At 67.7% G+C, this 14,703-nt stretch carries 11 protein-coding genes; 3 read left to right on the forward strand and 8 right to left on the reverse strand.

The window, feature by feature from the left end:
• Positions 1-54: 54 nt before the first annotated feature.
• The 4 genes from GGR33_RS05660 to GGR33_RS05675 all read right to left on the reverse strand — a co-directional run bounded on the left by GGR33_RS05660 (position 55) and on the right by GGR33_RS05675 (position 4,493).
• Positions 55-1,518 (reverse strand): DegQ family serine endoprotease, encoded by a 1,464-nt coding sequence (locus GGR33_RS05660; RefSeq protein WP_183502776.1) that lies wholly within the window; start codon positions 1,516-1,518, stop codon positions 55-57.
• An 82-nt stretch (positions 1,519-1,600) separates the two neighbouring features.
• Positions 1,601-2,470 (reverse strand): phasin family protein, encoded by an 870-nt coding sequence (locus tag GGR33_RS25840; protein WP_246412862.1) that lies wholly within the window; start codon positions 2,468-2,470, stop codon positions 1,601-1,603.
• A 135-nt stretch (positions 2,471-2,605) separates the two neighbouring features.
• Complete coding sequence (locus tag GGR33_RS05670; protein WP_183502778.1) at positions 2,606-2,959, reverse strand: phasin; 354 nt, start codon at positions 2,957-2,959, stop codon at positions 2,606-2,608.
• Between the two features lie 268 nt (positions 2,960-3,227).
• Positions 3,228-4,493 carry a glycosyltransferase family 4 protein gene (locus tag GGR33_RS05675; protein WP_183502780.1) on the reverse strand — a complete coding sequence of 422 codons (1,266 nt, stop codon included), beginning with the start codon at positions 4,491-4,493 and terminating at the stop codon, positions 3,228-3,230.
• Positions 4,494-4,610: 117 nt separating this feature from the next.
• On the opposite strand from GGR33_RS05675, the gene GGR33_RS05680 reads away from it, so the two are divergent.
• Together GGR33_RS05680 and GGR33_RS05685 are read left to right on the forward strand one after the other, a co-directional pair.
• Complete coding sequence (locus tag GGR33_RS05680; RefSeq protein ID WP_183502782.1) at positions 4,611-5,912, forward strand: glycosyltransferase family 4 protein; 1,302 nt, start codon at positions 4,611-4,613, stop codon at positions 5,910-5,912.
• Positions 5,913-5,964: 52 nt separating this feature from the next.
• Positions 5,965-6,156, forward strand: coding sequence for a hypothetical protein (locus tag GGR33_RS05685; protein ID WP_183502784.1), 192 nt, complete (start codon positions 5,965-5,967; stop codon positions 6,154-6,156).
• A 12-nt stretch (positions 6,157-6,168) separates the two neighbouring features.
• Here the strand turns inward: GGR33_RS05685 and GGR33_RS05690 are convergent, their stop codons facing one another.
• The 3 genes from GGR33_RS05690 to GGR33_RS05700 form a co-directional block, all read right to left on the reverse strand.
• On the reverse strand, positions 6,169-8,595 hold the full coding sequence (locus GGR33_RS05690) for a putative bifunctional diguanylate cyclase/phosphodiesterase (RefSeq protein WP_183502786.1): 2,427 nt from the start codon (positions 8,593-8,595) through the stop codon (positions 6,169-6,171).
• Positions 8,596-8,711: 116 nt separating this feature from the next.
• A complete protein-coding gene (locus GGR33_RS05695; protein WP_183502788.1) occupies positions 8,712-10,406 on the reverse strand; it encodes an acyl-CoA dehydrogenase family protein in 1,695 nt (564 codons plus the stop codon).
• Between the two features lie 125 nt (positions 10,407-10,531).
• Positions 10,532-11,413 carry a DMT family transporter gene (locus tag GGR33_RS05700; RefSeq protein ID WP_183502790.1) on the reverse strand — a complete coding sequence of 294 codons (882 nt, stop codon included), beginning with the start codon at positions 11,411-11,413 and terminating at the stop codon, positions 10,532-10,534.
• Positions 11,414-11,582: 169 nt separating this feature from the next.
• Between GGR33_RS05700 and GGR33_RS05705 the strand changes: the two genes are divergently transcribed.
• Positions 11,583-12,476, forward strand: coding sequence for a YihY/virulence factor BrkB family protein (locus tag GGR33_RS05705; RefSeq protein WP_183502792.1), 894 nt, complete (start codon positions 11,583-11,585; stop codon positions 12,474-12,476).
• A 379-nt stretch (positions 12,477-12,855) separates the two neighbouring features.
• Here GGR33_RS05705 and GGR33_RS05710 read toward each other — a convergent pair whose 3' ends face one another.
• Positions 12,856-14,646: a glucan ABC transporter ATP-binding protein/ permease gene (locus GGR33_RS05710; RefSeq protein WP_183502794.1), complete on the reverse strand. Its 1,791-nt coding sequence runs from the start codon at positions 14,644-14,646 to the stop codon at positions 12,856-12,858.
• Between the last annotated feature and the right edge of the window lie 57 nt (positions 14,647-14,703).

Raw genomic sequence — 14,703 nt, forward strand, 5'->3', positions numbered from 1 at the left:
TCAACACCGCAGGCTGCCCGCTCGGCAAGCCCAAGGGTCGCCGCTGGCCGCTCCCTATCCCCGGAAGACCGAGGTCATCACTGAGCCGCCGCGATTGATCGAGATCTCCCAGATGCCCAGGCTGTCGCGGGTCATCCGTTCGAGATCCTTCGTCGTGCTCACCGTGCTGCCGTTGATGGCGACGATCACGTCGCCCTTCTTGAAGCCGGCGCGGGCAGCGATCGAGTTCTCGTCGACATCGGTCACGGCGACGCCCTCGCCCGGCAGATCGACCTGCATCTCCTCGGCGACCGCCGGCGACGTGTTGACGAGCGTCGCGCCGACGAAGGGCGAGCGGCTCTTCACCTTCAGGACGTCGCGCGGCCGGGTCTCGGGCGCCGGGCCGAGCTTCACCTCCACCGTCTGCTTCTTCGCGCCGCGCTGCACGCCGAAGACGGCCTTTCCGGTGATACCCTTGAGCGCAAACCGGTAGCCGAAGGCCTCCGGATCATCGACCGGCTGACCGTCGATGGTCAGCACGATGTCGCCGCGCTTCAGACCGGATTCCTCGGCCGGGCTCTTCGGCTGCATGCTGGCGACGAGGACGCCGGCCGGCCGGTCGAGGCCGACGCTCTCGGCGATGTCGGGCGTCACGGTCTGCAGGCGCGCGCCGAGCCAGGGGCGCCGCACCGTCGTGCCGCCGCTCTTGGCCGTCTCGACCACAGCCTTGATCATGCTCGCCGGAATCGCGAAGCCGATGCCGTGGCTGCCGCCGGATTGCGAATAGATCGCGGTGTTCACACCGACGAGGTGGCCCTTGAGGTCCACCAGCGCACCGCCGGAATTGCCGGGATTGATGGCGGCGTCGGTCTGGATGAAGAACTGGTAGTCGGACGAGCCGACCTGTGTGCGGGCCAACGCGGAGATGATGCCCTGCGTCACCGTCTGGCCGACGCCGAACGGGTTGCCGATCGCCATCACGAAATCACCGACCTCGAGATGATCGGAATCGCCGATCGGCATTGGTGCCACGTCGGCCGGCGTCTTGATCTTGAGCACGGCGAGGTCGGTGCGCGGGTCGCGCAGCACGATGCTTGCCTCGAACTCGCGGCGGTCGGCGAGCGAGACCTTCACCTCGTTCATGTTCTCGATGACGTGGTTGTTGGTGATGACGAGGCCCGAGGCGTCGACGATCACGCCGGAGCCGAGGGAGCGCTGCGCCCGCTCGCCCGGCGTTCCGCCCATGCCGCGGCCGGGCGCGTCCTCGCCGAAGAAGCGGCGCATGAACTCCGCCATGGCGCTGGAGCGCGGGTTCCGCTTCTCGACATGCGAGGCGTAGACGTTGACGACCGACGGCGCGGCCTTCTTCACGATCGGGGCGAAGGAGAGCTGGATCTCGCCCTTCGAGAGCGGAGGGGCCTTCTCGGTCGCGGCCCGCTCGGCCGTCGTCTGCGCGAGCAGCGGCAGCGGAGCGAGGCAGGCCGTGACGCCCAGGGCGGCGGCCAGAAGGCGGGCCGGCATGAAGGGCGGACGAGGCATGGTGGTCTCCCGAAGGCAATGAGCTTTCGGGCTATCTATCACGCCGAATCGGGCAGGCGAGTGGCCTTGCCCGGGTACGGTGTCACGGCAGGCGTGCGCCGCCGATCCGGCTCGCGCTGCGCACGATCGCGCTGATGCAGCTCAGCGAGGAATCGGCCGCGCGCTGAAACTCGCCGACCTGAAGGCGGATCAGCTCGGCCGGCGACTTCACCTTGGAGAGCGCCTGCATGTGAGCCAAAGCTGCCTCGCCTTCTTTGCGCACGAAGGCGAGAACGGTCTCGTTGATCTCGGTGAACTGCACCGTCGAGGTCGTGCCGCCGAACCCGGCAATCGCCGCGATCTCGTTCTTCGGCGCAGGCTTCGCAGCTTGCGGCTTCGGCGCCTGGGGGGCAGCGGCGGGCACCGGAACAGGTGCCGGAGCCGGCTTCGTCTCGATCGCTGCCGCCGGAGCGGGCTTCACCTCGACAGGCTTGGCCTCGACCTTTGCGGCGGGAGCGGTCGTCTTCGCATTGGAATTCGCCGGCTTCACCTCGGCCTGCGATGCCGGGCTCGCCTTCGGCGCTGCGCTCATCACGGCAGCGGGCTTGCTCTCCGCGACGGGCTTGGCTGCCTCAACCTTGGGCGCCTCGACCTTGGGAGCAGCAGGCTTTGCCGCGGCCAATTCGGGAACCGCCACCTTCGCAGGGACGGCTTTCGGTGCCGCGATGGCAGCCTTCGGCTCCGGAGACTTGGCAGCGGGGGCCACAGGCTTGGCGGCGGGAGCGGGCTTGTCCGCAGCCTTGGCAGGCGCGGCAGCAACGACGGGCTTCGGAGCGGGTTTGCCTCCAACCGGAGCGGACTTCGATGGCGGCTTCGGCGCGGCCTTCGCTACAGCTTCGACCGGCTTGGTCGCGGCCTTGGCATCCTTCGCGGCAGCGTCGGATTTCTGCGTCGGATCAGTGCGAGTCGCCATCAAACCGCCTCCTCGTCATTCGCGTCAATCGAGGCGGTCAGTCTCGATCGCCTCTTGGTCCCTGGGCCGAACCCGCGGCCGGTCCGGCCGCGGGTTCACCGAGAGATGCTTTGTCTTATCGGACTTAGAAGGCCGTTAGTGGGCGGTCTTCTGCGCGAGAGCGCCGTATTCCTTCGCCTGCGACTGCAGCGTAGCGAACTGGGCCTTCACGTACTCGGACTGCAGCTCGATGGCCTCGCGGAAGTCGCGGGCGCGAACGAGCTTCTGCGTGAAGTCGAAGGTGGCGTTGGCGTTGGTCTGGGCGTGGTCGATGCCCTTGAGGATGGCGGCATGAACCGTCGACTGGACGTTCACGCCCGTGTTCTGCAGCTGCTCGGAGGTCTTCAGAGCGCCGCTGAAGAAGCTGCCGAAAGCGGTGCGGGCCTGCTCGACGCTCTTGTCAGCGAACTCGCGCAGCTCGGTCGGGATCTCGAAACCTTGAGTAGCCAAAGCAATCTCTCCTGTGAGCTTTTCCGTCAGGCTCCGGCGACTCATCGCCGCGGCCCGGTGGAGATATGTTGCAACGCAACATGAAAGTCAAGAAGGCTTGCCGGGCCATTTCGCCGGCCCGATCCACCATTACTATGTAATTGATCTAAAAGTGAATTGCTTTGGTGAAAGGTATCGACGCCGAGGGGCGGCCGTCAAACGTGCAGAGCGAAGATCTGGTAGTCGGCTGCCGATCCCTACCCTCGTCCCTCACTTCACCGCGTCAGTTTCAGCCCACCCTGAAATTGAATGCAGAATCGATGTTGTTGCGGCTGAGCTTGGGTGAAATTCCCCGTATCTGCGCTTCGTAGATGCTGATCAGACCGTCCGCATGGGCAGCGAGCGTCATCGGCGCGGCCCAGTAGCGCTCGTAAGCGGCCTGTCCGGTGCGGCGCACAATGGCATCGTCCGCAAGCCGGTCGAAGGCGTCGGCGAGAGCGCCGGTTTCGGGCTCGACGACGAAGCCGCTGATCCCGTCCGCGACTTTTTCCGATGCGCCCGACCGCACCGACGCGACCACCGGAATGCCGGCCGCCAACGCCTCGTAGACCGTGAGGGGACCGGTCTCGTACCAGCGTGAGGGCGCGCAGATGGCGCGGGCGCGGCTGCGCAGCGCGACCTCGACCTCGGCCGGGCTGCGCCAGCCGAGCAGCTCGACGCCGGGCATCGCGCGCAGGCGCTCTTCCAGTGGGCCTGCACCGACGAACAAGGCCGGAACTCCCGCCTGCCGTGCTGCCTCGGCGACGAGATCGGCGCCCTTCTCCTGCGTGAGGCGGCCGACATAGGCGATGGCATCGCCCTTGGCCGGATCGGCCGGCTCCCCTTTTGGCGTACGCACCGGGTTGTCGAGGCGGTGATGGCGCAGGTCGAAGCCGCTCAGCAGAGCGCCGGCGCGCTCGACGCTGGCGTCGCAGACATGGATGACGTCGAGGCGGCCGGAGCCGATCGCGGTTCGCATCGCCGCGGAGCGTGCGACGCGAACCATCTTGTGCAGCCGGCTCTTGGGATCGCAGGCGGCGGCGACGCACGAGGAGGAGAGCGGCTTCAGCGCACAGGGTTCACCTTGGTCGAAGCGGTAGTAGAGGCCGTTGGGGCAGGCCAGGAAGTATTCGTGCAGGGTCAGCGTCACCGGCACGCCACGGGCAAGCAGCACTGGCAGCACGGCCGGCGAGAGCGCGCGGGTCCACTGATGCAGGTGGATGCAGTCGGCCGGCACCGGCAGCGCATCGAGGGCGGCGGCAAGGCGGCGCGCGGCCTCGCCGTGCCAGATGCCCGTCACCGCGCCCTTCCAGGCTGGCAGGGACCACACATCGGCGAGGCCGAGGCCGATCCGCTTGATGCGCGGGTGATCGAGCAGCGGGTCCACGGGACCGTCGATCGCCTGGATGAAGCTGACGGCGACCCCGGCCTCGGCGAGGCCACGCGCGGATTCGACCGCGACCTTCTCCGCGCCGCCGCTGGCGACGGCGAATTCGGCGAGGATGACGACGTGCATGACGGGGCGTCCCGATCGCCGGGCAAAGTGAACCTGGTCCGATTGCACGGTTTACGCCCGATCAACTGCCGAGCGGTAAAGATGATCGACCATTTCCCGGAATGATCGGGTGCCGTCGTGCGTGTCGTCCTCGTTCTCGATCACGCCCACATCAATGGGGGCCAGGCGAAAGTCGCGCTCGACTCGGCCCTCGGGCTGAGCGCGCGCGGCCATGCGGTCACCATCTTCGCCGCCGTCGGCCCGGTGGATCCTCGCCTGGAGCAGGCCGGCATCCGCGTCGTCTGCCTCGGCCAGGACGACATCGAATCCACGAAGAACAAGCTCGCTTTCGCGGCGCAGGCAATCTGGAACCGCAAGGCCGCCGAGGCGCTCGGTGACGAGCTGCAGCGTTACGATCCGGCGGACACGCTGGTGCATGTCCACGCCTTCGCCAAGTCGCTCTCTCCCTCGATCGGGGTGCCGATCGCGGCTTCGGGTCTGCCGTGCCTCTACACGATGCACGAGTTCTTCCTGGTCTGCCCGAATGGCGGCTTCTACGATTATCCGAGCGAGGCGATCTGCCACCGCACGCCGATGTCGCTGTCCTGCCTCGGCACCAATTGCGACGCGCGCTCCTACCCGCGAAAACTCCTTCGGGTGGTCCGCCATGTCGGGCTCGATCACGTCGCGCGCCTGCCCGATCTCTTCCGCCACGTCATCACGATCAGCGCCCTGCAGGAGCGCGTGGTCGCCCCGCTGATGCCGAAGGGCACGCTCTTCCACCGCGTCGACAACCCGATCTCGGTAACGAAGGCCCCTCCCCGCTCCGGGCCGCCGGGCGATTTCCTCTTCGTCGGCCGGATCTCCACCGAGAAGGGCGCCCCGATCTTCGCCGAGGCCGCGCGTCGGGCCGGCGTCAGGCCGGTCTTCGTCGGCGATGGGCCGAGCGCCGCCGAACTCAAGGTGCGCTACCCCGAGAGCGTGATGCTCGGCTGGAAGAATGCCGAACAGGTCCAGGCGCTGATGCGCGAGGCCCGCGCCCTGGTGTTTCCGAGCATCTGGTACGAGGGCCAGCCGCTGACTGTCTACGAGGCGCTGGCTGTCGGCTGCCCGGTCATCGTCAGCGACGCCTGTGCCGGACGCGAGGCCATTGAAGACGGCGAAAACGGATTCTGGTTCCGCTCCGGCGACCCGGCGGCCCTGGCCGCGCACCTCTCCCGGCTGACCGACGACGCCCTCGCCGACCGCCTGAGCCGGCAGGCGCACGAGCGCTACTGGGCCGGCCCGCTCACCGTCGATGCCCATCTCGACCGGCTGGAACAGGTCTACGAGCGCGTCGCGCGTGAAGCTGCAGGACGGCGCCCGATCGTCGGTGCGCGGGCCGGCGGCCGAGCCGCGGCGACGATTGCCGCGGAAACACCACCGCGCGCCCTGCGTTGAGGTTGGTGCGCGTCACGAAGCGCGTGCCCAACGGCGTAGCGAGTGAAACGACATGTCCGATGCGAAGGCCCCGAAGACGGGCGGCGAAAAGCTCGACGAGCACCGCGAGCGAGACAGCGGCAAGAAGAGCGACGACAAGGCGAACCCCGCCAACGCGCCGGGCAAGCAGGAGAAGCGGCTCGACGAGGCGCTCGAAGAAACCTTCCCTTCGAGCGATCCGGTCTCCGTGAACATCACGAAGTAGCGGCCGCAGCGCTCAGGCCGCTCGCGCGATCGTCCCGGCAATAAGGGACCGTGCCTCCTCGGCGGGGACGGGCCGGCTGAATAGGAAGCCCTGAACCTCGTCGCAGCCCTCGGCCTGGAGGGCCGCGAGTTGCGAGGCGGTCTCGACCCCCTCAGCCGTCGTCACGATGCCGAGGCTGGCGCCGAGCCCGGTCGCCGCGCGCACGATCGCGGTGCAATGGGCGTTGACGCCGACCTGGCTGACGAACGAGCGGTCGATCTTGATCTTGTCGAACGGGAACGAGCGCAGGTAGCCGAGGCTCGAATAGCCCGTGCCGAAATCGTCCATCGCGATGCGCACGCCGAGATCGCGCAGGGCATGGAGTGCCGCGAGGTTGGCGGCCTCTTCCGCGAGCAGCACCGATTCCGTGATCTCGATCTCGAGCCGGTTGGCGGCGAGCCCCGATTCCGCCAGCGCCTGCTTCACGGTGTCGACGAGGTCCCGGTTGCGGAACTGGACGGGCGAGAGGTTGACCGCCACGCGGATGTGATCGGGCCAGGTCGCGGCTTCGGCGCAGGCGGTGCGCAGCACCCAGGCCCCGATCGGATTGATCAGTCCTGTCTCCTCTGCGAGCGGCACGAACTCCGCGGGCGAGATCGCACCGTGTTCGGGGTGCTGCCACCGCAGCAAGGCCTCGAATGCCGTCACCCCACCGCCGAGGCTGTTCAGCAGCGGTTGGCAGACAAGGGAGAGCTGCCCTCGGGCAAACGCTTCGCGCAGGTCGTTCTCGCGGCTTCGGCGCAGCTGTGCCCAGGCCTCCATCTCGGGCTCGAAGCAGCGGAACGTCCCGCCACCCGCGGCCTTGGCGCGGTAGAGCGCGAGATCGGCGTGACGCAGCAGCATCTCCGGGTCGCGTCCGTCCTGCGGAAGCAGCGCGACGCCGATGCTCGTGCCGATGTGGCAGTCCTGGCCGTCGAGGCGAAACGGCCGCGACAGCTCGTCGATGATCCGCAAGGTCAGCGAGTGCAGGAGCAGCGGGCTCTCGACGCAGCGGACCAGGATCGCGAACTCGTCGCCGCCGAGCCGCGAGACGATATCGCCCTCGCGCACACAGCCGACTAGCCGGCCCGCTGCCGCCGACAGCAATGCATCGCCGGCGGCATGGCCGAGCGTGTCGTTGACGATCTTGAACTTGTCGAGGTCGAGGCAGAACAGCAGCGCAGCCTCGCCTGAGCGCTCCTGGCGAGCGAGAGCCTCGGCGAGATGCTCGCCGAACAGGACGCGGTTCGGCAGCCCCGTGAGCGCGTCGTGATGGGCCATATGCGCGATGCGCGCCTCGGCGCGGCGACGCTCGGTCACGTCGATGGCCGCGCCGATCACGGCTTCCCGGCCCTCGAACGGCACGGCCCGCTCGAACAGGTTCACCTCGATCGGGGTGCCGTCGACGATCCGGTGGAGTAGCGGTCCATCGCGCATTGCGCCGGACGCGTTCGAAACGTCGTCGCCCGCCGCCAGATCGGAGAGGCGCATCCCGAGAAACGCCTCCCTCGCGAAGCCGTAATGCTCGATCGCCGCGTCATTGACCGCGAGGAAGCGACCCGACCCGCTCTCGGTTACCCACATCGGGACGGGGTTGTTCTCGAAGAGCAGCCGGAAGGAGGCATCGCGAGCCTTGATGTCGCCGACATCGGTGAGCGTCAGCGCGATCAGATCGCCGATGCTGCCGGCCTCGACCTTGAGGTAGAGCGGGCCGCCATCCGGGCGGAGATGGGTCAGCTCGAACACCCTGCGCCGGCCCGTCTCGACGAGGTCGGAGAAAATCGCCGCCACGTCGTTGGCCGCATGGCCCGGCAGGACGTCGGCCAGCCGTTGCCAATGCAGCGCGCCGGGAGCCCGGTTCAGCAGCCGATGGGCACCCTGGTTGGCGGCGACGATCTTGAAGTCGACGGCCGCACCGTCGGGGTCGCGCACGGTGCTGAGCGCTAACATGCCCTGGTCCGTCGCGCCGAACATGGCCTGGACGAGCTCGGTGCGCACGCCGTCATCCGCGAGCCCGATCAAGACGAGCGGCCGCCCCCAACCATTGGCCAGCGGCACGCCGACGAGGCCTGTGGTGGTGACGACGCCTTCGCTGATCCGGTCGCAGCGGGCGAAGGCCGGCTCGGACGAGTCGAGAGCCGCCGCGACAATCTCGCGAACGGGTTGGCAGACTTCATCGGAGAGTTGGGAGACCGGCAGGCCTTGGGCGTCACCCTGCAGCCAATCCTGGAACTGCGCACCGGCCCACAGGACGGTCTCGGCCTGGCCCTCCCGCGAGACGACGAGAGCGGTACGATCGGTGAGGCGCCCGAGGCTGCCGAGCACCACCGCCTCGTAGGTCGGCAATGCGTGTCCGACCCGGCAATCGCGCCAATGCTGGACGAGCGAGCGGGTTTCGGCAGCCGCTGGAGAGGCGGTCATCAAGGCAGTCCACGCTTAGGATTTGCGCGTGGTTAGACCCGAACTCGTTGACGGCAAGTATATGCGCCGGCTCACCTCTTCGTCGAAGGAGCCGGCGCAAGGTTTCTTTCGGTCTTTTACGCAGCCTCGAGCAGACGGCGAGCGATCACCTGCGCCTGGATCTCAGCTGCACCTTCGAAGATGTTGAGAATGCGCGCGTCGCAGAGAATACGGCTAGCCGTGTATTCCAGCGCGAAGCCGTTGCCGCCGTGGATCTGCAGAGCGTTGTCCGCCGCCGCCCAGGCGACGCGGGCGCCGAGCAGCTTGGCCATGCCCGCTTCGAGGTCGCAGCGCTTGCCCTCGTCCTTCTCACGGGCCGAGAAGTAGGTGAGCTGGCGGGCGATGTTGATCTCGACCGCCATCATCGCGATCTTGTCGGCGACGCGCGGGAACTCGACCAGCGGTTTGCCGAACTGGACGCGCTCCTCGGCGTAGCGCAGGCCGACGTCGAGCGCCGCCTGGGCGACACCGATGGCGCGGGCCGCCGTCTGGATGCGGGCGGATTCGAAGGTCTGCATGAGCTGGGTGAAGCCCTTGCCCTCGACGTCGCCGAGGAGATTGGCGCCCGGCACCTCGAAGCCCTCGAAGGACAGCTCGTATTCCTTCATGCCGCGGTAGCCGAGCACCTCGATTTCGCCGCCGGTCAGGCCCTCGACCGGGAAGGGCTCGGCATCGGTGCCGCGCGGCTTCTCGGCGATGAGCATGGAGAGGCCGCGGTGGCCCTTCTCCTCGGGCTTGGTCCGCACCAGCACCGTCATGATGTCGGCGCGTACGGGATGGGTGATCCAGGTCTTGTTGCCGGTGATCTTCCAGACGTCGCCCTCCTTCACCGCGCGGGTGCGCAGGGAGGCGAGATCGGAGCCTGTATTCGGCTCGGTGAAGACGGCGGTCGGCAGGATCTCGCCGGAAGCGAGCTTGGGCAGGAAGCGCTGCTTCTGCTCCTCGGTGCCACCGCCGAGGATCAACTCGGCCGCGATCTCCGAGCGGGTGCCGAGCGAACCAACGCCGATATAGGCGCGCGACAGCTCTTCCGAGACCACGCACATCGCGGCCTTCGGCATGCCCATGCCGCCGTATTCCTCGGGGATCGTCAGGCCGAAGACGCCGAGCTCGGCCATCTTCTCGATGATCTCCATCGGGATGTAATCGTTCTTCAGATGCCACTCATGGGCCTGTTCGACGACCTCGGCCTTGCCGAAGCGGCGCATCTCGGAGCGGATGGATTCCATGTCCTCGTCGAGGCCGGAATCGCCGATCGTCGCGGAGCCCGCGCCGACGCTTTCGCGGATCTTGGCGACCAGCGCCTTGCGGTTGGCGGCGGTGTTGCCGTCGGCGATCACCGCCTCGACGGCCTCGCTGCGGTACTGCGCCAATTCGCTCGGCTTGAAGTCGAGCGACGAGGTCGGGCGCACCATCTCGCCCTGGCTCATCGGGATGCCGCCGAACATCTGGTCGAGATATTCGCCGGCGCCGATCTTCACGAGCAGGATCTCGGTCTCTCCGAGCTTGCCCTCACCCTGAAGCCGCTCGGCATAACCGGAGAGCTCGCGCACCGCCTCGCCGTAGGTGGCGAGCCAGGCGAGGCCGTGCGCGGCGTGCTGCTCGGCTTCGAGCTTGGCCGCGTCGATCTTACCCTCGGCGGTTAGGACGAGCTTGCGCACCCGCGCGGTGGCTTCGGCGACCAGCTTCGCTGCGGATTCGGCGGCCGCGCGGGTCTGGCCGACCAGATCCTGCGTGTCGTCGATCGGTTGAACGGCGGGAGAAGCGGCCATGGTTCACTCTCTGAAATCAAAAATCCTTGGGGTCATTATAGGCTCACGCGGCGCTGCAGTAGGGGGTTATTGCTTTGCCGCGCCAAGATCCTGCGTGAATGCAAAATACATTGATTCCGGAAGGCTTAGCTTCTGCTCGCGAGGGCGACGCCGACAGCTGCGATCGTCATGCCGCCGATCTGGATCGGGCTTAGGGCCTCGCCGAACAGCGCATAGGCCATCAGGGCCGAGACCGGCGGCACCAGGAACAAGAGCGAGGCGACGCCGGCCACCGCCCCGCGCCGGATCAGCGCCATCAGCAGCAGGATACCCGCTACCGAGTTGCCGAGCACGGACCAGGTAAATCCGAGAGCGAGCGGCCAGCCGAGATCGGCTTTCCAATCGCCCGCCAGGGCGGCCAGGGGAAGCATGAGCAGCGAGGCGCCGGTGAACTGGATGGTGGCGTTCGCCAGGAGGTCGGTGCTCGCTCCCGTGCGCTTCTGCCAGAGCGTGCCGAGCGTCATCGCGACCATCGCGCCGAGGCAGGCCACGAGTGCCACCGGCGGGATTCCGGACGCGTCCACCGCGCCGAGCTTCGGCGCCAGCACCAGCCCCGCGCCGAGAAATCCGGCACCGATCCCGGCCCAGCGTCGTCCGGCGACCCGCTCGCCGAGCAGCGGCCCGGCGATGGCGGCGGTGAGCAGCGGCTGGAGGCTTCCGACGAGCGCGGCGATGCCGGCCGGCAATCCGCGATGCACCGACCAGAACACCCCGGCGACGTAGAAGCCCTGCATGAGCACCCCGGCGATCAGGGCGTTGCGGGTTCCCCGGCGCGATGGCCAGGGCACGCCGCTGACGAGGCTGATCGCGGCGAGCACAAGGGCGGTCACCACGACTCGCACGGCGACGAAGGCCAGGGGCTCGGCATGGGGCGCGACGAGGCGCGCCGTGACGAACCCCGTGGCCCAGATCACCACGAACAGGCCAGGAATCAGGGTCGTCGGCAGTGAGATGGGTGTCCTCGGCATGATCCGAGGGCTCGAACACGCGCGAACCCGTCGATGCAACCGCAACCATCGGCGGGCTGCCATGCGCGAGACATGACGGGCCGGCCTGCGTTGACGAAACCGCCCAGGTTCCGCGTATGTCGGCTGAGGCCCCATATCGGCCCTTGGACAGCGCGACAACGCCCCTGCCGTGAAACCGATCCGCAAGTGCCTCGACGTCACCGGCGTCGCCGCCCAACGCTTCGTCGCACATGACGGCTGGGCCATCGCCAGCCACATCGCGCTGTCGATGCTGACGTCGCTGTTTCCGTTCCTGATCCTGCTCGCCGCGCTTGCCGGCTTGCTCGGCTCGGCCTCCCTGGCGGACAAGGCCGGCACCCTGATCTTCGAGGCGCTGCCCCGCGAGGTGGCCAACCCGATCGTCGGTGAGGTTCATCGCGTGCTGACCGAGCAGCGCAGCGGTGTGGTGACGGTCGGCCTGATCCTGGCGCTGTACTTCTCGTCGTCCGGCGTAGAGTCGCTGCGAGTCGGGCTGAACCGCGCCTATGGACGGCGCGAGATGCGCTCCTGGTGGCTGACCCGCCTGGAATCCATCGGCTACGTGATCTGCGGCGCCTTCGCGATGCTCGCCTTCGCGCTGCTGGTGGTGCTCGGTCCCCTACTCTGGAGGCAGGCGGTGTTCGTCGCGCCGGGGCTCGAAACGCTCGGCCTCACGGTCACGATCGGCCGCATCGGCATCACCGCGATTCTGATCGCGCTCGTCCTCGTCATCGCCCATAAATTCGTCGCGGCCGGAAGCCGGCCGATCGCCGCTGTGCTGCCGGGCATCGGCGTGACGCTGGTGCTCTGGTTCCTCGCCGGCCTCGGCTTCGGCTTCTACCTCGACCGCTTCTCGAATGCCTATGTCTCGACCTATGGCGGCCTCGCCACGGCGATGGTGTTCCTGGTCTTTCTCTACTGGCTCGCCGCGATGTTCCTGTTCGGCGGCGAGATCAACGGAACGGTGATCGCGGCGCGTCGTCGGCGACTTCAGGCGCGGATGATGGCGAAGCACGGCGTGCCGCGTCCGACCGGCGAGCGGTGACGGCCTACAGCGGTTCCCGAACCCCTGCTGCGCTCAATCGAGCCCCAGCACACGGCGCCCGACGGCAAACAATGCTGCACTCCACCACAGCAAAGCTGTCTCGCACCGTCGTTCCTGCTCGCCATGTGGAACCGCCGAGTCTTCGGCGGGCGCAGTCTGGGTGCGGATTTGTGAAATCAGCTCTCACGCAGGAATTGCGAAGGAACCCCGCACCCTCTCGCGGCTTTGATCCAATGCTCTGTGTGACATCCCTCTGCCTCGACAGGCCTGCGTCCCGATCGGACAGCAGGTCTTTTTTTGTCGCGAGCCGCTCTTCTCAACGGTGCGTTGCCCGAGCCTTCGACGGGCGGCACGAGAACCGCCGAGAGCGTTCGAACGGTCAGGCCGCGATGGCGTCGACGTCCGGCTCCAATGCGGCGTCAGCTTGGGCCGCCATGAACTGAGCCCGCGCCAATTCCGCGAAGCGGCCATCCTCGGCCACCAACTCGTCGAAAGTGCCGCTCTCGACGATCCGGCCCTCGTGGAAGACCAGGATGCGGTCGGCGTTGCGGATCGTTGCGAGACGGTGGGCGATCACGAAGGTCGTGCGGTCCTTCATGACCTCTTCAAGCGCGCCCTGGAGCTTGCGCTCGGTGGTGGCGTCGAGCGCACTGGTCGCCTCGTCGAGGATCAGCACCGGCGGGTTCTTCAGCAGCGCGCGGGCGATCGAGAGGCGCTGACGCTCGCCCCCGGAGAGCGAGCGGCCGCGCTCGCCGATGACGGTGTCGAGACCATCCAACTGACGGGCCATGAACTCGCCGGCCTGGGCACGCTCCAGCGCGTCGAGCATCTCGGCATCGGTCGCATCCGGGCGGCCGACCTGCAGGTTCTCGCGGATCGACCGCGCGAAGAGCATCGGCTCTTGGAAGACCACGCCGATGTTGTGGCGCAGGCTCGACAGGCCGATGTCGCGGATGTCCGTGCCGTCGATGCTGATCGAGCCCGTGCCCGGATCGAAGCTGCGGTGGAGCAGGCCGAGCGTGGTCGACTTGCCCGAACCCGTGGTGCCGACGAGCGCCACCGTCTCGCCGGGGGCTGCGGAGAAGGAGACGCCATCGAGCGCCTTGCGGCGGCCGTCATAGGAGAAGCCCACGTCTGCAAAGGTGACCTCGCCCTCGAAGCGGGCGACCTGCTTTGCGCCCGGCCGGTCGCGCACCGACGGCACAGTATCGAGGATGTCGAAGAACTCGCGCATCTTCGGCGCCTGCTGGAACAGGCTGTTCACGAAGCTCACGACCTGATCGAGGCGCGAGATCAGCATGGTGGCGAGGCTCATGAAGCCGACGACCTCGCCAACGCTCGCCGAGCCGTGCTGGTGCAGGTAGATGCCGGTGATGAAGATCGCCGTCATGGTCAGCGTGGCGGAAGCCTTGGTGGCGACGGCCGCGAGCGCCCACCACGACAGGACCGGGATCTGCGCCTTCAGCAGATCGCGGATGATGTCGTGCATGGCGTCCTTCTCCGCCTTGGCGCGGGTGAAGGACTGGATCACGGCGACGTTGCCGAGTGCGTCGGAGGCGTGGGCCGCGAGGCCGGAATGGTACTGCTCGACCTCCCCCTGCAGCTCGAGGGTGCGGCGCATGACGAAGCTCGTCAGCGCCGTGAACACGACCACCAGCACGACGAGGATCGAGCCGAGCCAGACGTTGATGAACAGCGTCAGCGGCAGCAGGACGCCGAGGGATACGATCGACACGAAGTGATCGCGGAAGAAGCCGAGCCACAGCCACGACATGCCGTTCGTGCCCTCCAGCATCGCCTTGAGGACGCGGCCGGAATGGTTCGACGAGTGGAAGGCGATCGGCAGGTCGAGAACGTGCTCGAAGTAGTTCGCCATCGTGGTCAGGCGGTTGCGGTGAGCGAGCCGGTCCGAATGCAGGGCGATGGTGACGCCGGCCGCGATCGTGAACAGCCCGAACACAACCCAGGCGCCGATCCACGGCACCAGCGTCGCGAAGGCGTTGGCGCCGCGCGTCAGGTGGGTGAGACCATCGATGATGCGGCCCATGATCAGCGGTTCGGCAAAGGCCGCCACCGCGAGCAGGACGTTGGCCGCAACGAGTCCGATCGCGAGATTCCGGTCGGCCTTCAGAAGGCTCATGACCCGCGCATAGAGACGAATCATCGACATCGTGGACAAAACTCCCAGCCCGCCCCGGAGGAATGGTCCGGGCGAGGCCGCGGTGCC

It is taken from the genome of Methylobacterium brachythecii (assembly GCF_014196345.1).
GTDB classification, from domain to species: Bacteria; Pseudomonadota; Alphaproteobacteria; order Rhizobiales; family Beijerinckiaceae; genus Methylobacterium; species Methylobacterium brachythecii.